General features: G+C 67.4%; 17 protein-coding genes. 8 read left to right on the forward strand and 9 right to left on the reverse strand.

Annotated elements, in window-relative coordinates; all coding sequences use genetic code 11:
- Positions 1 to 9 precede the first annotated feature (9 nt).
- The 3 genes from benA to DTA22_RS35465 all read right to left on the reverse strand — a co-directional run bounded on the left by benA (position 10) and on the right by DTA22_RS35465 (position 3,776).
- Entirely contained in the window at positions 10 to 1,386 is a 1,377-nt protein-coding gene (benA, locus tag DTA22_RS35455; RefSeq protein WP_037225713.1) for a benzoate 1,2-dioxygenase large subunit, read from the reverse strand.
- Positions 1,387 to 1,566: 180 nt separating this feature from the next.
- Positions 1,567 to 2,562 (reverse strand): 2Fe-2S iron-sulfur cluster-binding protein, encoded by a 996-nt coding sequence (locus DTA22_RS35460; RefSeq protein WP_112302506.1) that lies wholly within the window; start codon positions 2,560 to 2,562, stop codon positions 1,567 to 1,569.
- 2 nt (positions 2,563 to 2,564) lie between these two features.
- Positions 2,565 to 3,776, reverse strand: a complete 1,212-nt coding sequence (locus DTA22_RS35465; protein WP_112302507.1) for a cytochrome P450 — start codon at positions 3,774 to 3,776, stop codon at positions 2,565 to 2,567.
- 204 nt (positions 3,777 to 3,980) lie between these two features.
- Between DTA22_RS35465 and DTA22_RS35470 the strand changes: the two genes are divergently transcribed.
- Positions 3,981 to 4,928 (forward strand): AraC family transcriptional regulator, encoded by a 948-nt coding sequence (locus DTA22_RS35470; protein ID WP_112302508.1) that lies wholly within the window; start codon positions 3,981 to 3,983, stop codon positions 4,926 to 4,928.
- 22 nt (positions 4,929 to 4,950) lie between these two features.
- Here the strand turns inward: DTA22_RS35470 and DTA22_RS35475 are convergent, their stop codons facing one another.
- Positions 4,951 to 6,567 carry a 4-hydroxyphenylacetate 3-hydroxylase family protein gene (locus tag DTA22_RS35475; RefSeq protein WP_112302509.1) on the reverse strand — a complete coding sequence of 539 codons (1,617 nt, stop codon included), beginning with the start codon at positions 6,565 to 6,567 and terminating at the stop codon, positions 4,951 to 4,953.
- 24 nt (positions 6,568 to 6,591) lie between these two features.
- Entirely contained in the window at positions 6,592 to 7,152 is a 561-nt protein-coding gene (locus DTA22_RS35480) for a flavin reductase family protein (protein WP_037231006.1), read from the reverse strand.
- A gap of 165 nt (positions 7,153 to 7,317) precedes the next feature.
- Here DTA22_RS35480 and DTA22_RS35485 point away from each other — a divergent pair, with 165 nt between their 5' ends.
- Positions 7,318 to 8,256: an AraC family transcriptional regulator gene (locus DTA22_RS35485; protein ID WP_112302510.1), complete on the forward strand. Its 939-nt coding sequence runs from the start codon at positions 7,318 to 7,320 to the stop codon at positions 8,254 to 8,256.
- Positions 8,257 to 8,266: 10 nt separating this feature from the next.
- On the opposite strand, the gene DTA22_RS35490 is transcribed toward DTA22_RS35485, so the two are convergent.
- Positions 8,267 to 9,751: a multicopper oxidase family protein gene (locus DTA22_RS35490; protein WP_112302511.1), complete on the reverse strand. Its 1,485-nt coding sequence runs from the start codon at positions 9,749 to 9,751 to the stop codon at positions 8,267 to 8,269.
- A gap of 49 nt (positions 9,752 to 9,800) precedes the next feature.
- Positions 9,801 to 10,748, reverse strand: coding sequence for an acyl-CoA thioesterase (locus DTA22_RS35495; RefSeq protein ID WP_112302512.1), 948 nt, complete (start codon positions 10,746 to 10,748; stop codon positions 9,801 to 9,803).
- Between the two features lie 231 nt (positions 10,749 to 10,979).
- Between DTA22_RS35495 and DTA22_RS35500 the strand changes: the two genes are divergently transcribed.
- Positions 10,980 to 11,519 carry a dioxygenase family protein gene (locus DTA22_RS35500; RefSeq protein WP_112302513.1) on the forward strand — a complete coding sequence of 180 codons (540 nt, stop codon included), beginning with the start codon at positions 10,980 to 10,982 and terminating at the stop codon, positions 11,517 to 11,519.
- Between the two features lie 14 nt (positions 11,520 to 11,533).
- Here the strand turns inward: DTA22_RS35500 and DTA22_RS35505 are convergent, their stop codons facing one another.
- A complete protein-coding gene (locus DTA22_RS35505) occupies positions 11,534 to 12,304 on the reverse strand; it encodes an IclR family transcriptional regulator domain-containing protein (protein WP_112302564.1) in 771 nt (256 codons plus the stop codon).
- A 207-nt stretch (positions 12,305 to 12,511) separates the two neighbouring features.
- Between DTA22_RS35505 and catA the strand changes: the two genes are divergently transcribed.
- The 3 genes from catA to catC are packed head-to-tail and all read left to right on the forward strand — an operon-like array spanning position 12,512 to position 14,802.
- A complete protein-coding gene (gene catA, locus DTA22_RS35510) occupies positions 12,512 to 13,354 on the forward strand; it encodes a catechol 1,2-dioxygenase (RefSeq protein ID WP_037230996.1) in 843 nt (280 codons plus the stop codon).
- A gap of 29 nt (positions 13,355 to 13,383) precedes the next feature.
- On the forward strand, positions 13,384 to 14,505 hold the full coding sequence (locus tag DTA22_RS35515) for a muconate/chloromuconate family cycloisomerase (RefSeq protein ID WP_112302514.1): 1,122 nt from the start codon (positions 13,384 to 13,386) through the stop codon (positions 14,503 to 14,505).
- A gap of 15 nt (positions 14,506 to 14,520) precedes the next feature.
- Positions 14,521 to 14,802: a muconolactone Delta-isomerase gene (gene catC, locus DTA22_RS35520; protein ID WP_037230994.1), complete on the forward strand. Its 282-nt coding sequence runs from the start codon at positions 14,521 to 14,523 to the stop codon at positions 14,800 to 14,802.
- A gap of 68 nt (positions 14,803 to 14,870) precedes the next feature.
- Here the strand turns inward: catC and DTA22_RS35525 are convergent, their stop codons facing one another.
- Complete coding sequence (locus DTA22_RS35525) at positions 14,871 to 16,058, reverse strand: ROK family transcriptional regulator (RefSeq protein ID WP_037230991.1); 1,188 nt, start codon at positions 16,056 to 16,058, stop codon at positions 14,871 to 14,873.
- A 151-nt stretch (positions 16,059 to 16,209) separates the two neighbouring features.
- On the opposite strand from DTA22_RS35525, the gene zwf reads away from it, so the two are divergent.
- Entirely contained in the window at positions 16,210 to 17,688 is a 1,479-nt protein-coding gene (gene zwf / locus DTA22_RS35530) for a glucose-6-phosphate dehydrogenase (protein WP_112302515.1), read from the forward strand.
- Entirely contained in the window at positions 17,685 to 19,538 is a 1,854-nt protein-coding gene (edd, locus tag DTA22_RS35535; protein ID WP_037230986.1) for a phosphogluconate dehydratase, read from the forward strand. The genes zwf and edd overlap by 4 nt, the downstream gene beginning before the upstream one ends.
- Positions 19,539 to 19,544 lie beyond the last annotated feature (6 nt).

Here is a 19,544-nt window from a genome sequence, read left to right on the forward strand (position 1 = left end):
TCGTCTCCCTCAGCGGTTGTTCGCGGCAACGTCGGCGTCGAGCGCCTTGGTGAGCGCTTGCACCCAGTAGCCGTGCTGGATCGGGTACAGGCCCTCGTCCTCGGTCTTCACGCCGCTGGAGATGGGGTTGATGCCGATCTTCTTCGCGTCCTCGTCGGGGCCCTGGAGTTGGTGGGTGACACCGCGGCTGAGGTCGTTGAACGGTGCGGCGCCGGCCTGGTACGTCTTCTGGCAGGAGCGGAACTCCTCGAGATCGTCCGGGGTGGCCATGCCGGTGGCGTTGAAGAAGTCCTCGTACTGGCGGATGCGGGCGGCGCGTGCGGTGCGGCTCTCACCCTTGGGGGCGATGCAGTAGATGGTGACCTCGGTCTTGTCGACGGAGATCGGACGGAAATGCCGAATCTGCGAACCGAACTGGTCCATGAGGTACACGTTCGGGTACAGGCACAGGTTGCGGGACACGCCGATCATCCAGTCGGCGCGGTCTTCGCCGTACTCGGCGACGAGTTCGTCGCGACGCTCGTTCAGCGGACGGTTGGCGGGGTCGGCCCACTTGGTCCACAGCAGCAGATGGCCGTTGTCGAACGAGTAGTAGCCGCCCTGCTGCTTCGACCACTTGCCGGCGTCCATCGCCTTCGTGGCGTTGGTGGACTCGCCCGACTCCCGGCGCGACGTGGTCGCGGCGTAGTTCCAGTGGGTGGCGGACACGTGGTAGCCGTCGGCGCCGTTCTCGGTCTGCAGCTTCCAGTTGCCGTCATAGGTGTAGGTGGACGCGCCGCGCAGGACCTCGAGGCCGTCGGGCGACTGGTCGACGATCATGTCGATGATCTTCGTGGTGTCACCGAGGTGTTCCTCGAGCGGCGGGACGTCGGCGTTGAGGCTGCCGAACAGGAAGCCACGGTAGTTCTCGAACCGCGCGACTTTGGTGAGGTCGTGGGAGCCGTCCTTGTTGAACTGCTCCGGGTACCCGGCCTCACGCGGGTCCTTGACCTTGAGGAGCTTGCCGGAGTTGTTGAACGTCCAGCCGTGGAACGGGCAGGTGAACGTGGTCCGGTTGTCCGTCTTGCGCCTGCAGAGCATGGCGCCGCGGTGGCTGCACGCGTTCACCAGGGCGTTGAGCTCGCCCTCCTTGTTGCGGGAGATCACGATCGGCTGGCGGCCCATGTACGTGGTGAAGTAGTCGCCGACGTTCGGGATCTGGCTCTCGTGGGCCAGGTAGATCCAGTTGCCCTCGAAGATGTGCTTCATCTCGAGTTCGAACAGGTCCTCGTCCGTGAATACGCTACGTCGCACCTGGTAGCGGCCGGTTTCCGCGTCCTCGATGAGTGCGTCGGCCAGCTTGGCCCGCACGTTTTCGGACGGCGCTGTGTACAGGGTTTCAGTCATGGGATCCTCCAAGATCTCCGGGGGCTTGCGCCCTGCGAGGGCGCCCGGGTCCGGCAATGAATTCCACTCTTGCAGCCTGTGCGCTGCATCACACTAGGCATTTACCGAGTACTGACTAGGACGTGTTCGGCATGCGCACACCGGGGTCTCGGAGAACCCCGGTGTGCGTCGGTGCCGCGATCAGACGGCAGGCGTGAACTTCTCCCGGAAGATTCGCCGTGGAGCCATACGCCGGCGCTTGAATGCCTTGACGCCGGCGTCGACCATCGCGGGCGGCCCGCACAGATACCCGGAGTATCCGCGACAGGCGTCGAAGTCCTCCACGAACGCGTCCGTGACGTAGCCGGACCGCCCGGACCACGACTGGTCGCTGAGGCACGGCACGTACCGGAAGCCCGGGTGTGCGCACTCCCACTCCCGGAACAGGTCGACGTCGTAGAGGTCGGACTCCTCGCGCACGCCGTGATACAGGTGGATCGCGCGGTCCGGAGCCGACGTGAGTGCCTGGCGGGCCATGGCTTTCAACGGCGCCAATCCTGTCCCGCCGCCGAGCAGAACCATCGGACCCTCGTCGTCCGGATCGAGGCGGAAGTCGCCGAGCGGGCCCAGCAGGTCGACGCGCTCGCCGACGGACATCGATCCGAAAACCCATCCGTCCGTGGCCACTCCGCCCGGCTGCCGGCGGATGTGGAATTCGAGCACCTTCGATTCACCGGGTGGATTGGCCATGGAGTACTGACGACCCTGGCCGGTGCCGGGTACCCGCAGTTCGACGTACTGCCCCGCGGAGAATTCGAGCGGGCTGTCGAGCGTGACGAGAACCCGCCGCGTGTCACGGGCGACGTCCTCGATCGCGCTCACGGTGCCGACGAGGTCCCGCAGGGCGTGGACGGCGCCCGCCGGCGCCGTGTCCAGGCGTTCCACCACCGTGTCACTGCACGGGGTCACCTGGCAGGCCAAAGCAAACCCCCGCTCGCGTTCGGCCTGGGAAAGCGTGTTCTCGGGCGACCGACGGTGATCGACGGACCCCGACACGACCCGCAGCTTGCACGTTCCGCACGTGCCCTGATTGCAGGAGTTCGGCATCCACACTCCGCCCCGCAGAAGCGCGTCCAGCAAAGATTGGTCGGGTCCGCACTCCACGGTGTCGGCGGCGACCGATACGGTGAAGGTCACGGCTACACCTCCCACGTGGTCTGGAGTGCGGTGGGGCCGCGGAAGCCCCAGCCCCAGAACTCGACGTCCGCGGCGGTGTCGCGCTCGAGGTTCGGGATCGCCTCGAACAGTTCCTCCAGTCCGATCCGGCACACGTGGTTGGCGAAATAGATTCCCGCGCACGCGTGGTTGCCCGAGCCGAATGCGAGGTGGGGGAGCGGGGGACGGGTCATGTCGTACTGGGTGGGGGCGTCGTAGACCTCCGCGTCGTGGTTGGCCGAACCGTACGACAGCAGGACGACGGACCCCTCGGGGAGGGACACGTCGCCGAGCGTGACGTCCGTGGTGCTGATGCGTGCGGTGGCCGACCAGATCGGGGACGTCCAGCGCATCCCCTCGGAGATGGCCCGCGGAATGAGGGCAGGCTCGTCGACGACGGCCTCCAATTGCTCGGGCCGGGTGAACAGGCCGACGAGCGTCGACGCCATGCCGTGGCCGGGTTCCTGCATCGCGCCCAGAAGATAGACGAAGAGGGTGGGGTAGATGTACTCCCGGTCGCGAACCCGGCCCTCGGGCATGCCGTCGTGCAACCAGTGCGAGATGGCGCTGTCGTCGGGGTTGACGATCCAGTTGTCGATCAGCGGATCGACGATCGCCCGGATCTCGGCTTTCGCCTCGTCACCCTGGACAAATCCCTCGGGGTTGGTGAACTCGCCGTTCTCGTCCACCCCGGCGTTGGTGAAGGAGTTCGACAGCCGGTGGAACCAGTCGCGCAGCGTGTCCGAACTGACGTCGTTCAGGCCGAGCAGGTCGCCGAGTGCGCGGACGCTGACGGGCTCGCAGTACTGAGAGACCAGGTCGGCCTTGCCGTCGTTCTCGAACTGCTCCACGTAACGCCGGGCGATGGGGCGGACGAGTCCGTCGACCCAGCGGTCCACCTCCGACGGCTGCAGTGCGGGGTCGACCATCGAGCGGAGGTCGCGGTGGATCTCGCCGTTGACCCCGATCACGGCGGGGTGACCGAACGTGCGGCCGCCGGCCTTGGTGATGATCCCCTCGAAGTCGGGGCTGTTGGCGATGGTGCGGCAGAGGTCGGCGGTGGTCGCGACGAACGAACCGAGAACCGGGACGTACGCCAGCGGCGCCTCGGCGCGCAGCCGTTCGTACACCGGGTACGGGTTGCGCTCGAGTTCCGTCATAGTGATCTCGTCGATCCAAGACAGGGTGGCGGTCATGTCAATTCTCCTCTTCGGAAACAACTTTCGCGGCCATGGCGGCGTGGAGGAGAACGTAGTGCGCAGGTCGGTGGGTCGTCTAGCCATTCTGCGCGGGGTCTGGACGATGTGCGCGACCAGTTGTGATCGGGGTCTCAGTTATCCTCGACTCGGCGTCCCGGCGCAGCTTCAATAGGTCGGAACGACTCTTACCGAGGCAGGTGCATGACGATGGCATCGACGATCACCGAGACCCAGGACTGGGATGCGGCGTCGAGGGCGGTGGCCGGTGCGTATTTTCCGCACACCCTGACCGATCTGTCGTCGGGCGGTGCGATGACGCTGTCGATGCGGACCGTCGACTTCGGTCCCGTCACGCTCGGCAGGCTGGACTGGGGCGCGGACGTGTCGATCGAATGCGACTACCCGGGTGCGTACGAGGTCAACATCCCGCTGTCCGGTTCACTGGAATCCTGTTCGCAGGGCGACACGGTGGTGTCGCGTCCGGGGCAGGCCACGGTCTTCCGGGCCGACGAGCCGACTCTGATCAGCCGGTGGAGCGGCGATTGCACGGTGCTCGGCGTCAAGTTCGACAGCGACTACCTCCAGCGGGAGGCCGACCGGATTCTCGGCGCCGACTTGCGCCTCGGGCTGCGCCTGCCGTCCCAGATCGATCTCACCGGTGCATCGGAGAGCAGCTGGTTTCGCCTGGTCCGCTCGCTGACCGCGCAGCTGCGGGAGCCGGCCGACCTCCTCGCCAATCCGGTGGTCGGCCCGCAACTCGCCGGCGCGATCACGTCGGCCTTCGTCCTCGCCGTCACACCCGACGAGGAGGTGCGCGGCGGCGCGCCCCGACCGCGGATCGTCAAGCGGGTCCTCGACGGGTTGAACGACGACCCGGCCCGGGCCTGGACGGCGGCCGACATGGCCGAACTCGCCGGCACCAGTGTGCGCCGGTTGCAGGAAGGGTTTCGCGAGTACGTCGGACGAAGCCCGTCCGAATGCCTCCTCGACATCCGCCTGAGTCGCGCCGACGCCGACCTGAGGGCGCTGGAGCCGGGTGTCACGGTCTCCGAAGTCGCTGCCCGATGGGGGTTTACCCATGCGGGCCGGTTCTCCGCCGCGTACCGCCGGCGGTACGGCAAATCCCCGTCAGAGCTGATTCGCTTCTGACGGGGACTGCGCGGGTGTTCGGTTACTTGTTACCGAAGTACGAGACGTCGTCGTTGCCGATGAGGTCGGGGACCGTCCAGCCGTCGAGGTCGTACTCGGACAGGCACTGCTCGGCGAAGCCCTTCATGGAGGCGACGTCGCCGCGGTTCTCGGCGGCGAACAGCAGTTCGGCCTTCACGTTCTCGTGGTTGCCGGAGTAATTGCGCTCGTACAGTTCGTGGCGGCCACCGAACTCGCTGCCGATCGAATCCCACAGCGCCTTCATGATCTTGACGCGTTCGACCGCGGTCATGCCGTCGGAGCCGCGGACGTACTTGTCCAGGTACGGGCGGACGTCGGGGCTCTTGAAGTCGCGTGCGCTCGAGGGCAGGTAGATCAGGCCGGACGCGACGTCCTGTTCGATGATCTCCTTGATGCGCGGGTAGCCCTGGATCATGAACATGCGGTACGTGAGGCCGTATTCGAGCTTGGGGATGACGGTGTCGCCGATCCACGGCTCGGGATTGCGTGCCATGGATTCGGTGAGTGACCAGAACAGGTTTCGCCAGCCGATGACCTCACCGACGCGGGTCTGCACGCCGCGGAAGCCGCCGGCTCCGGTGGCGTCGAGGGCCTTCATCAGCATGCCGGCGATGAAGTCGAGTTTCACGGCCAGGCGCGTGCAGCCCTGGAACGTGAAGCGGGGCAGGAATCCGGACTGCGGGAAGAAGCCGTTGATCTTGTCCACGTCGCCGTACATGAAGACGTTCTCCCACGGCACCAGCACCTTGTCGAAGATGAAGATGGTGTCGTTCTCGTCCATGCGGCTCGACAGGGGGTAGTCGAACGGGGTGCCCATCACGGCCGCGTTCTGGGTGAACGAGGACCGGCAGATCAGTTTCACACCCGGCGCGTCCATCGGGACGGTGCAGATGAGGGCGAATTCCTTCTTCTTGATCGGCAACCCGTAGTGGGCGATGAAGTTGTAGTTGGTGATCGCGGAGCCGGTGGCCACGACCTTGGCGCCGGAGACGATGAGGCCGGCGTCGGTTTCCTTCTCCACCTTCATGAACACGTCGCCGACCTCGTCCGGCGGGAGCTGCCGGTCGACGGGCGGGTTGATGATGGCGTGGTTCCAGTAGAGGACCTTTTCCTGCGATTCCTTGTACCAGCGTTCGGCGTTGTCCTGGAACGGCGAGTACAGCTCCTTGTTGGCGTGCAGGGTGCCGAGGAAGGAGGCCTTGTAGTCGGGGGAGCGGCCCATCCAGCCGTATGTCATGCGCGCCCAGGTGGCGATGGCGTCGCGTTCCTTCAGCAGGTCGTCCGAGGAGGTGGGTGCCTTGAAGAACGGCATCGTGACGCCGCCGTTGCCGGTGTCGGTGGGGGTGGTGACCTTGTCGACGTGTTCGCCGGTGTGCATCGAGTCGTAGAGGCGGGCGGTCATCCGGATGGGGTTGCGGAACGCCGGATGGGTGGTGACGTCCTCGACGCGCTCGCCGTGCAACCAGATCTCACGGTCGTCGCGCAGCGACTCGATGTACTCGTCACCGGTCATGGGCCGCGACGCGAAGTTCTTCGTGCGGTTGGCTTCGCAGTCTGCGGCCGGGTTGACCTTCGTCGGGTCGAGCGCGGTCTCGGGAGCGCTTTCGGTGGTGGTCATGGAATGTCCTTTCGGATCGGGCGGTCAGTTGACGGGCTGAAGATGGAATGGGGTGAAGGAGGTGGTGGAGTCGAACCAGCCGTTGTTCGGATCGTCCATCGATCCGTTCCATGCGGCCGACGCGGACGGTGAGCCGAGGTCGTGGAAGGTGCTCCGGTAGAACAGCAGCGGGTCCTTGCCGCTGGATTCGGCCGCGACGATCTCACCGATGAAGATGATGTGATCGCCACCGTCGTACTCGGCCCACGGCCGGCACGACAACGTGGCGGCGGCACCGCAGATGATGGGGGCGGTCGGCCCGTCGGCCCACACGGGTTCGGGGTTCTGCGGTCGGCCGGCGAAATGCATCGCGGTGTCCACCTGGTCGGCGGCGAGAATGTTGACGGCGAAGGGTGCCTTGCTCAAGTAGTTGCAGGCCTTGGACTTTCGGGTCAGGGTGATCTGGCACAATCTCGGCTCGATCGAGACGGCGGTGAAGGCGGTGACCGTCGCTCCGTGCGGCAGGCCCTCGGAGTTGGCGCACGTGATGACCGTGACTCCGCTGGCAAACTGCCCGAAAATGTTCCGGAGTTCGCGTTGCTCCATGCTCGGAGCCTCCCTTCCTGTCCGGGGCGCTGATGAGGTACGGACGAAGGTACGACCGTGGGAACGGCGCGTCGATCCGCTGAGCGCGGAGGTGATCCGCTTTGCGCGGTGACTTGGATCACGCCGAAAATTGCAATCGAAGGTGTCCGTAGTCACACTGGTGCCATGCAGCCCGCGTCCAAGCTGATTCGCCCCGAAGATTGGGACGAAGCGTCGCACGTGGTGTCGGACGTGTACTTCCCACACCGGCTGACCCCGCTGAACAGGTCCAACGCGGGCAACACCGTCGCGGAGGCGGTGGAACTCGGGCCGGTCAAGATCACCCACATCGGCTGGGGCGCGGACGTGTCGATCCAGTCGGACCACCCCGGCGCGTATGCGATCAACGTGCCGCTGTCGGGGCATCTGGAATCGGTGACCGGCAAGCACGAGGTGTCGTCCGTGCCCGGGGCGGGAACGATATGCCCGCCCGACACGACGACGCTCATCACCGACTGGAGCAAGGACTGCTCCATCATCGGCGTGCGCGTCGACCGCGACTACCTGCACCGCGAGATGGCGCGGATCCTGGCGCGGCCGGGACTGCGACTGCCCCCGCAGTTGGATCTGACCAGCGAGAACGGTGCCAGCTGGCTGGCCCTGGTGCGGTCGCTGCTCGACCAGATGCTGCGGTCGGACGGCATCTACACCAACCCCCTCGTCGCCGAGCAACTGTCGGGGGCGGTCACCACGGCGCTGGTCCTGGCAGCGATCCCGGACGACGAGACGGCCGGTGCCGGTACCCGGCCGCGCATCGTCAAGCGCGTCATCGACGAGATCCACGCCGATCCTGCACGGGCGTGGACGGCGGCCGAGATGGCCGAGATCGCGGGTGTCGGGGTTCGGCGCCTGCAGGAGGGATTCCAGGAGTACGTCGGGGTGAGCCCCCGCGACTACCTGCTGGACGTCCGGCTCGAACGCGTCCACGACGACCTGCTGCGCGCGGACGGTTCGTCGACGGTCGCCGAGGTCGCGATGCGCTGGGGTTTCACCCACACCGGCCGGTTCGCGGCGGCGTACCGGCGGAAGTACGGCGTGGCGCCCTCGGAAGCACTCCGGGGCTGACGGTCCGGCGTCAGCTCACGTAGGAGAAGATCGTCGCCATTCCGGCGGCAAGGTGATAGTCGTTGTGGCAGTGCGTGATCCACTGGCCCGGGTTGGTCGCGTCGATGTCGGCGGCGACGGTCTGTCCGGGGAGCACGATCACGGTGTCCTTCCGCGGTCCGGAGCCGTCCGGCCGGGCCACGGCGAACGTGTGCCCGTGCAGGTGCATGGGGTGGAACATCATCGTGGGGTTCGTGTAGACCAGCCGTACCCGCTGGTCCCGGTGGACGGTCAGCGGCGTGTGGTCGGGATAGGCCTGGCCGTTCACCGTCCACGTGTACTGCTTCATGTCGCCGCCGAGCGACGCCTCGAGGGTGACACCCGGGTCGACGACGGGTAGCCGGACGGCGTCGGTGGCCCTCAGGTCGGCCACGGTGAGCGGGGGAGGGTCCAGTTCGCGGGGCGCGACGGTGGGGTCGGGGGCGGCGCCGCCGCCGGTGCGCACCACCGCGAATCCCTGCGCGCCCTTCCCCTCGGCCACCGCGACCAGCGGGAACACCCCGTCCTGCAGGGTGACGACGGCGTCGTACCGCTCGCCCATACCGATCAGCACCGAATCGGTGTCGACCGGTTCGACGGGGAAGCCGCCCGTGTCGGTGACGGTCAGCCGGTGGCCACCCAGCGCGACCCGGAACGCGGTGTCGTCGCCGGCGTTGATCAGCCGGATGCGGGCGCGGTGGCCCGGCCGCGCTGTGAACACGGTCGGATCGCCGGGTGGTTTCCCGTTCAGCAGGTACACGGCGTACCGGACGTCGCCGGAGTCACCGCCGAGCACGGGCGACGTCATCTCGGGCATGGACGCCATCCGCCCGCCGCGGAGCGCGTCGAAGACTTGCGACGGCGTGCGGTCGGTCAACCAGTCGGACACCACGACGACGAACTCGGTGTCGTAGTTCGCGGGTGTCCCGGGATCGTCGATGATCAGAGCCCCGTACAGCCCTCGGCCGCGCTGGAGATCGCCGTGCGTGTGGTACCAGTAGGTGCCCGGGTCGGGCGGGATGAAGTCGTAGACGAACTCTGTGCCCGCCGGTATCGGGGCCTGTGTGACATCCGGGACCCCGTCCATGTCGTTGCGGATGGCCAGCCCGTGCCAGTGCACCGTGGTGGAATCCGAGAGCTGGTTGCGAAACCGCACCTGGACCCTGTCCCCGACGTTCGCCCGGAGTATCGGGCCCGGCAGTTGCGTGTTGTACAGCCACGCAGCGGTGCGCGTACCTGCGATGTCGACGTCGGATTGTGCCGCGGAGAGTTCGTAGGCGACCGGTCTGCCCCCGGGAAAGCGGCGTTCCTCGGCCTCGGCGTACGCGCGTACGTCCGGAGAGTCGGGCCCGATCGCGGCCTCGGCGTCGTCGGTGCGGGAGCAGGCCCCGGTGAGCCCGAGCAGTGCGGCTCCCGCTCCCCACTGCAGCACGCGTCGCCGGGACAACTGCACGTCGAGTGGACGGTTCCCAGGCATCCCCGCTCCTTCCGCGGGTGACCGTTTCCCGTGACGCTACTCGGGCGGGTCAGGCCAGGGCGCCGATTCGCGCCCGGTCGCGCAGTGCGATGAGTTCGCGGGCGTGCGCCTCCAGTTTGCGATCCTCGTCGGACTGCGGAACCCACTGCCGCGCCGCCGTCGCGGCGCCGTCCTCGTCGACGGCGGCGACCACGGTGAGGCAGTGGGTGGTCAGGTTCATCTCCCGGGTGCGCGGGTCACCGGACCGCACGTGCACCGAGATGTGCATGGTCTGCGCGCCGGTGTGCAGCAGGCGGGCGTCGACCTCGACGACGTGACCGATCTGGATCGGGCGGTAGAAACGAACCCCGCCGGCGTAGACGGACACGCACGGTGTGCCGTTCCACGACGTGCCGCACAGGTAGGCGGCCTCGTCGATCCAGCGCATCACGGTTCCGCCGTGGGTCTTGCCGCCCCAGTTGACGTCGGTGGGCGCGGCGAGGAACCGGGTGAGTGATTCCGGTGCGGTGCCCGCGTCGGTGTAATTCTGCTTGCTCATCGCCTCTTCGATGTCGGCTCGCAGGCCGATGCGCATGACCGCTTCTTCGGACTCCGCTCGGTCGGTGGCGGTGACGGGCTGCCACGGCGGCACACTCGTCGGCTTTCCGGAGTCGTCGACGGCCACGAAGATGATCAGGCAGTTGCTGGCCTCGGTGAACTGCCCGGTCCGCGGGTCGGCCGACGACACGGTGCACTGGATGTGCATGCTCGAGCGCCCCGTGTGGACGAGCCGCGCTTCGACCTCGACGAGGTGTCCCGACTCGATGGACCGGGTGAACTTGATGTTTCCCACGTAGGCGGTGACGCAGTAGCTCCCGCTCCAGCCGACCGCGCAGGCGTAGGCGGCCTTGTCGATCCATTCGAGGATCCGGCCCCCCTGGACGGCCCCTCCGAGCGTCGCGACCTCGGTGGGTGCGGCCAGGAAGCGGAGGGTGATGCTGCGGGGAGGCGTGGTCATCGATGTGATCCTCGGGAATTCGACGTGGCCGGCACGAGGGCGCGAACCGGGGACGGCGAAACGTCGTTGTCCGCCGGTGGCGGGGAAATTATCCCACAGATGCACCCGGCCGACCCGTCCGCGATGTGAACAGACCGGAGGTTGACGAATGCGTGTGACCACGCGCACACTCGACATCGACCGCACAGCGTTCTCAATGTACGCATAGCGTACGAGTGATCGGATCAGGTGATGACCTCGACGTCGACGACGACCGCACCTCACGTGGACCGGGCAGGCCTCGACCACGTCGACCGGGAGTTCTACCTCCCCGCGCAGCGAGTGCTGCCATGGAAGGCGAACCTCGCGGCGCTCCCCGGCGAACCGGGAACTCCGCTCCGCATCGCGGGGGTGGTGCGCTCACGCGACGGCGATCCACTGTCGGGGGCGGAACTCGAGATCTGGCACGCGGACGCCGACGGCTGCTACTCCGGGTACTCCGTCGAGATTCTGCGCAACAACCTGCGCGGCATCGTCGTCACGTGCGCCGGTGGCCGCTTCGACATCTCGACCGTGCGGCCCGCACCGTGCGAATTCTCCAGCGCCCGGAGCGAAGCCGACGTGGGTCACGTCAACGTGATCGTGCATGCGCGGGGCTTCCGTCCGCTCGAGACGCGGCTGGTTCCGACGCCGGGCGCGTCGCGGGAAGTGGGCGCGTCCGCCGTGGAGTCGCCCGTCGGCGTCAGTGCCGGCGGCGAGGTCGCCTGCGACTTCGTGCTCGACCCGGTCTGACCGACGTGACGCCGTCAGCCGGCGTAGCCCATGTCCGAGCTCAGTGCGGCCGCGGCGGCCAGGACGCACGGGACGGCCTGTTCCCGGAACTGCACGGGAGTGTTGCGCGCGGACGACGTGGAACAGGCGACGACCCCGACCACTGTGCCGCCTGCGTCGCGGACGGGGGCGGCCAGCGAGATCAGCCCCTTCTCCAGCTCCTCGGACGTCAGGGCGAATCCCTGCTCGCGGACCTTGGCGAGTTCCCGCTCGAGTTCGGCTGCCGTGCCGATGGTTTCGGGCCCGAGTTTCTGGAACGTGGACTCGGCGACCACCCGCTCGACCACGTCGGCGGGAGCCCAGGCGAGGAGCGCGCGGCCCATGGATGTGGCGTAGGCGGGGACGCGGGTGCCGACGGAGACGTTGATGCTCATGATCCGCCGGACGGGGACTCGAGCCGCGTACACCACGTCGGCGCCGTCGAGTACGCCGAGCGACGCGGACTCCTGGGTCTTCTCGGCCACCTCGAGCAGTCGGGGCATCGCGGCCTCGATCAGCGCGTGCGACTCCGAGTAGTGCTGTCCGATGCTGAGCACACGGGGGGTGAGCGACCACCGGCCGCCCGCGCCGGCGACGTACCCCAGCTTCTGCAGGGTGAGCAGGATCCGGCGGACGGCGGGGCGCGACAGTCCCGCTTCCGTGGCGAGTTCGGCGAGCGTGGGGTTCGGGCGTTGGGCGTCGAACGCCAGCAGCACGGCGAAACCGCGCTCGATGCTCTGGATGTAATCGCGATCGCTCTCGGTCATTGCGGCCTCCACCAGCGATTCGTGTGCGTATTCGGACTCGGGGTTGACATTTCAATGTGACTGCGCGCACAGTAGTGATGTACGCACAGCGTGATAGTAGTACGCAGAGCGTACAAAAGGCAAGACCCTCGGTGCGTGAACACCCACCGCGCCGCCCAAAACTCGATACAGCCCAATCCGCTCCCCTCCCAGCCCAAGGAGAAACAGATGACCACCACCGAGAGCCCCACCGCCGCCGGATCCGGCTCCGCCGCGACCGACAAGTTCAAAGCCGAGCGCGTCACCGCCGACACCTCGCCGGAGCGGCTCGCGGCCATTGCCAAGGATGCGCTCGGCGCACTCAACGACGTGATCCTGAAGCACGGCGTCACCTACCCCGAGTACCGCGTCTTCAAGCAGTGGCTCATCGACGTCGGCGAGGGCGGCGAGTGGCCGCTGTTCCTCGACGTGTTCATCGAGCACTCCGTCGAAGAGGTTCTCGCCCGCAGCCGCAAGGGCACCAAGGGCAGCATCGAGGGCCCGTACTACATCGAGAACTCCCCCGAGCTGCCGTCGAAGTGCACCCTGCCGATGCGTCCCGAGGACGAGAAGATCACCCCGCTCGTCTTCTCGGGCCAGGTCACCGATCTCGACGGCAACGGCCTCGCAGGCGCCAAGGTGGAACTGTGGCACGCCGACAACGACGGCTACTACTCGCAGTTCGCCCCGCACCTGCCCGAGTGGAACCTGCGCGGCACCATCATCGCCGACGAGGAGGGCCGCTACGAGATCACCACGATCCAGCCGGCGCCCTACCAGATCCCGACCGACGGCCCGACCGGTCAGTTCATCGAGGCGCAGGACGGTCACCCGTGGCGTCCCGCGCACCTTCACCTCATCGTGTCCGCGCCCGGTAAGGAATCGGTGACCACGCAGCTGTACTTCAAGGGCGGCGAGTGGATCGACAGCGACGTCGCGTCGGCAACCAAGCCGGAACTCATCCTCGACCCGAAGACCGGTGACGACGGCAAGAACTACGTCACCTACAACTTCGTGCTCGACCCCGCGTGACCCGTTCCACCCGTAGAGAAAGTGATCCGATGACCGACCTGTCGATCGTTTCCGTCGAAACGACGATCCTCGATGTGCCGCTGGTGCGTCCCCACAAGTTCGCCACCACGTCGATGACGGCGCAGCCACTGCTGCTCGTCGCCGTCACGACCGCGGGCGGCGTGACCGGCTACGGCGAGGGCGTCGTCCCCGGCGGCCCGTGGTGGGGCGGCGAATCGGTGGAGACGATGCAGGCGATCGTCGAGCGGTACATCGTCCCGGTGCTGCTGGGGCGGGGTGTCGACGAGATCACCGGCATCATGTCGGACATCGAACGAGTCGTCGCCAATGCCCGTTTCGCGAAGGCCGCCGTCGACGTCGCTTTGCACGACGCCTGGGCCCGCAGCCTGGGTGTGCCCGTGCACACGCTGCTCGGCGGCGCCTTCCGGAAGAGTGTCGACGTCACGTGGGCCCTCGGCGCCGCACCCGCCGAGGAGATCATCGAGGAGGCGCTCGGGCTCGTCGAGTCGAAGCGGCACTTCAGTTTCAAGCTGAAGATGGGTGCGCTCGATCCCGAGGTCGACACTGCCCGGGTGGTCCAGATCGCGCAGGCTCTGCAGGGCAAGGCCGGCGTCCGCATCGACGTCAACGCCCGCTGGGACAGGCTCACTGCGCTGAAGTACGTGCCCCGCCTCGTCGAAGGCGGCGTCGAACTGATCGAGCAGCCCACGCCCGGTGAGCAGCTCGAGGTCCTCGCCGAGCTCAACCGACTCGTCCCCGTCCCGGTGATGGCGGACGAGAGCGTGCAGACTCCGCACGACGCCCTCGAGGTCGCACGGCGCGGAGCCGCGGACGTCATCGCCCTCAAGACCACCAAATGTGGCGGCCTGAAGAAGAGCCGCGAGGTGGTCGCGATCGCGAAGGCAGCCGGAATCGCCTGCCACGGAGCCACGTCCATCGAAGGCCCGATCGGCACCGCGGCGTCCATCCACTTCGCGTGCGCGGAGCCCGGCATCGACTTCGGCACCGAACTGTTCGGGCCGCTGCTGTTCAGCGAGGAGTTGCTGCAGGAACCGATCCGCTACGCCGACGGTCAGGTGTTCCTGCCCGAGGGACCCGGCCTCGGAATCGAGCTCGACATGGACGCAGTCAAGACCTGGACCAGGAACTAAGGAGCACACCACCCGATGGCACTCTTTCACGTCCGCATGGACGTCGCCATTCCCCGCGACCTCGACCCGCAGGTCCGGGACGAGACCATCGCCAAGGAGAAGGCGTACTCGCAGGAGCTCCAACGCTCCGGCAAGTGGCCCGAGATCTGGCGGATCGTCGGGCAGTACAGCAACATCAGCATCTTCGACGTCGAGTCGGCCGACGAACTGCACGAGATCCTGTGGAACCTTCCACTGTTCCCGTACATGAACATCGAGATCATGCCGCTCACCAAGCACGGTTCCGACGTCAAGTAGGCCCTCCGGGCCCGTGCGTGGTTAGCGAGTCTCTGGACTCGTCAACCACGCACAGGCGGCGGAGCCGCCTATTTCTGCTGCGCCAGCAGCTGGTCCACCGCGCGCACGCTGAGGACGTGGTCGAGTGCCATGGTGGCGCTGCCGACGACTCCCGACAGTTCCCCGTGCGTCCAGGGGAGGATCTGAAGCTGTTGGGTGGCAACGGCGATGGCGTTGCCGTACAGGGTTTCGCGTAGCCCGGCGACGAACGTGTCGTAGGCCTGCGCCATGTCACCGCCGACGATCACGACCTCCGGATTGAGGAGGTTGATCGCACCCGACAACACTTCGCCGATCTGCCGTCCGCTCTCGCGGATCATCCGCCGGGCCTCGGCGTCCCCGGCCAGGGCGAGGGTGATCACGTCGCGGATGTGGGTGACTTCGCGTCCCTGCTCCTGCAGATTGCGGACCAGCGCCCACCCGCCGGCGACGGCCTCGATACACCCGACATCACCGCAGCGGCACACGACTCCTTGTGCCGCTGCGGTTTTCGTGTGCCCGATTTCGCCTGCCGCGCCGAGGGCACCACGCTGGAGGACGCCACCGGACACGAGGCCGGCGCCCAGACCGGTCGACGCCTTGATGAGCAGCATGTCGGCGAAGTCGCGGCGTTCTCCGCGCCGCTCCGCCAGCACCATGACGTTGGCATCGTTGTCGACGAAGACGGGTGCGTCGGTGACGTCGGCGAGGAACGGCTGGAGGGGGACGCCGTCCCAGCCCGACATCATGGGGGAGTTCAGGCTGCACCCGCGTTCGGTGTCGACGGTTCCGGGGAGGCTGATCCCGATCCCGACCGTCCTGCCCGCGGTCTCGCCCAGACTCTCGCGCAGTGCGATGAGGCGTTGCGCGATGACGGGCATCAGCTCGGCCGGGCTGGTGCCGATTTCCTGCTCCACGTCCTCGGCGACGATGACGTCGCCGGCGAGGTCGCAGATGGCCAGCTGGGTGCGGCTCCGGCCGATGGCCGCCGACAGCACGACACCGGCCTGTACGTGAAACGAGAGCTTCACCGGCGGTCGACCCCCGGTCGAGACACCCTCCTCGCGTTCGACGACGAGCCCCGACGCCTGAAGCGAGGAGACCCGCGCCGCGACCGCGGTGCGGGAGAGGCCGGTGAGGGTGCCGATCTCGGTGCGCGTCGTTGCTTGCCCTGCACGAATGAGGGCGAAGACGTCGCCACCCGTCGCCGGGGAGGTCGTCGAGCGAGGCGTCCGCATGCAGGCCATTCAACCAACCGGACACGCGTCTGACAACGTAAGGCCCGGATCTTTGTTCGCCGAAATACTTAAGTCTGTATTGATCGAAAGCGAAAGGTCGCCTACTGTCGTCTGTGACGGCCCACACATCCGGCTTTCAGAGGGAGATGACATGTCACCAGCGACCACCGTGGAACCGTGCGATTTCGTCGTGTTCGGCGGAACCGGCGACCTGGCGGTTCGTAAGCTGCTTCCCGCGCTCTACCTGCGCGACAGGGACGGCCAGCTGCCCGCCGAAACCCGCGTGATCGGTGCCTCGCGAGCCGGTCTCGACACCGACGGTTACCGCGACAAGGTGCGAGGCGAACTCGCGCGGTTCGTGTCCGGCGATCAGCTGGATTCGGACACCTGTGAGCGATTTCTCAATCGCCTCGAATACGTCTCCGTCGACGCCGCGGACCCCACGAACTGGGCGGGCCTCAGCGAGTGTCTCGCCGCGCGGGAAGGTTCGATCCGGGTCTTCTATCTGGCGTGCGCTCCCGGTCTGTTCGGGCCGATCTGTGAGAACCTCGCCCTGAACGGTCTCGCCGACGCGCAGTCCCGCGTCGTGCTGGAGAAGCCGATCGGACACGACCTCGCCTCGGCCCGCGCCGTCAACGACGCGGTCGGCGCCGTGTTCGAGGAGTCGCAGATCTTCCGCATCGACCACTACCTCGGCAAGGAGAGTGTCCAGAACCTCCTGGTCACGCGATTCGCCAACACGTTCCTCGAACCGCTGTGGAACTCCTCGTCGATCGACCACGTGCAGATCAACGTCGCCGAGTCGCTCGGAGTCGGCAGTCGCGGCGGCTACTACGAGTCGGCGGGTGCCCTGCGCGACATGCTGCAGAACCACCTCCTGCAGATGCTCTGCCTCGTCGCGATGGAACCGCCCACCTACGTCGACCGCGAGACCGTGCGAGACGAGAAGCTCAAGGTCCTCCAGGCCCTCAAGCCGATGAGCCCGCAGGACGTCGAACGCTGCACCGTCGCAGGCCAGTACGGTCCCGGCCTCGCCGACGGGATCGCCGTCCCCGGATACCAGGAGGACGTCGAGAACCCGGAGAGCACCACCGAGACGTTCATCGCCGTCAAGGCCGAGATCCAGAACTGGCGTTGGGCCGGCGTGCCGTTCTACCTGCGCACCGGCAAGCGCATGGACCGGCGCTGCTCGGAGATCGTGGTGCAGTTCAAGCCCGTCCCGCACCCCATGTTCCCCGGCAGCGAGGGCCACAGCGAACCCAACCGCCTGGTGATCCAGTTGCAGCCCCACGAGGGCATGCGGCTGCACATGACGGCGAAGGAACCCGGCCCCGGCGGTATCCGGCTCAAGCCGGTGTCGTTGGACCTCAACTACATCGAGACGTTCAAGCGTCCGTCACCCGACGCCTACGAGCGGCTGCTGATGGATGTGGTCCGGGGTAACCCGACCCTGTTCATGCGCCGCGACGAGGTCGAGGCCGCCTGGGAGTGGGTCGAGCAGATCCTCGTCGGCTGGGAGAAGTCCGAGCGCGCCCCGCGCCGCTACCCGGCGGGCACCAACGGACCCACCGACGCAACCACCCTGATCGAGCGCGACGGCCGCGCCTGGCACGAAGGAGTCACCGCATGACCGACGCACCCACACCGACGGCCGACGTGCACCCCGTCCTCGCCGCCGTCACCGAACGCATCATCGAGCGCAGCAAGCCCGAGCGCACGATCTACCTGGACCGTATCCGTCAGGCCGCCGACCGCGGTCCGGCGCGCGGCAAGCTGGCCTGCGCGAACCTCGCGCACGGATTCGCCGCGTCCGGCCCGGCCGACAAGAAGGCGCTGCGCAGCTTCGTCAAGCCCAACATCGCGATCGTCTCGTCGTACAACGACATGCTGTCGGCGCACCAGCCGTTCGAGCACTTCCCGCGGCAGCTGAAGGCCGCGGTCATGGAAGCCGGCGGCATCGCCCAGTTCGCCGGTGGTGTCCCCGCGATGTGCGACGGCATCACCCAGGGCCGCGACGGCATGCAGCTGTCGCTGTTCAGCCGCGACGTCATCGCGATGGCGACGGCGATCGGACTGTCCCACGACATGTTCGACGGTGCCCTCATGCTCGGTGTGTGCGACAAGATCGTGCCGGGAATGCTCATCGGCGCCCTGGGTTTCGGTCACCTCCCGACGATCTTCGTCCCGGCCGGGCCGATGACGTCCGGTCTGCCCAACAACGAGAAGTCGCGCGTGCGGCAGTTGTACGCGGAGGGTAAGGCCGATCGCGAGGAACTGCTCGACGCGGAGGCGGCGAGCTACCACGGTGTAGGCACCTGCACGTTCTTCGGCACGGCCAACTCCAACCAGCTCCTCATGGAGGTCATGGGCCTGCACCTGCCCGGATCGAGCTTCGTGAACCCGGGGACCCCGCTGCGCGAGGCTCTCACGTCGGAGGCGGGAAAGCGCGTCACCGGTCTCACCGCGCTCGGCGACGACTACACGCCGGTCGGCGAGGTCGTGGACGAGAAGGCCGTCGTCAACGGCTGCGTGGCGCTGCTCGCCACCGGCGGTTCGACCAACCACACGATGCACCTCGTGGCCATCGCCCGCGCCGCCGGAATCACCCTCACGTGGGACGACCTGTCGGAACTGTCCGCGGTGGTGCCGCTGCTCGCCCGGATCTACCCCAACGGCTCCGCGGACGTGAACCACTTCCACGCGGCCGGCGGCCTCGGCTACGTCGTGTCGTCGATGCTGGACGCGGGACTGCTGCACGAGGACGTGAAGACCGTCGTCGGCCCCGGGCTCCGCCGCTACACGGAGGAACCGAAGCTGTCCGGCGAGGGCGTCGAATGGCAGCCGGGCACGCGAATCAGCCTCGACACCAGCGTGTTGCGCGGACCGGAAGATCCGTTCGACGTCAACGGCGGCCTCAAGATGCTGACCGGAAACCTGGGTTCGTGCGTGATGAAGACGTCGGCCGTCCACCCGGACCACCGTGTGGTGACCGCTCCGGCCAGGGTCTTCGACGATCAGCTCGACTTCCTGGCCGCGTTCGAGGCGGGCACGTTGACCGGTGATTTCGTCGCCGTGCTCCGGTACCAGGGCCCGCGCGCCAACGGCATGCCCGAATTGCACAAGCTCACACCGGTACTCGGTGTTCTGCAGGATCAGGGCCGGAAGGTCGCGCTGGTCACCGACGGCCGGATGTCGGGTGCCTCCGGGAAGGTTCCCGCGGCCATCCACCTCACCCCCGAGGCGGCCGCGGACGGACCCCTCGCGCGGGTGCGTGACGGCGACGTCCTCACCGTCGACGCGGTGACCGGATCCGTGAACGTGCACCTCGACGACGAGGAACTGGCCGCCCGCCCGGCGACCGGTCGTGCGCTCGGTGCCGACGAATGGGTCGGCACGGGGCGCGAACTCTTCGCCGGCCTGCGAGCCGCTGTCGGACCGGCGACCCAGGGCGCCAGCGTTTTCCACCCCCAACCCGTCTAAGGAGTA

This window comes from Rhodococcus wratislaviensis, from assembly GCF_900455735.1.
GTDB classification, from domain to species: domain Bacteria; phylum Actinomycetota; class Actinomycetes; order Mycobacteriales; family Mycobacteriaceae; genus Rhodococcus_F; species Rhodococcus_F wratislaviensis.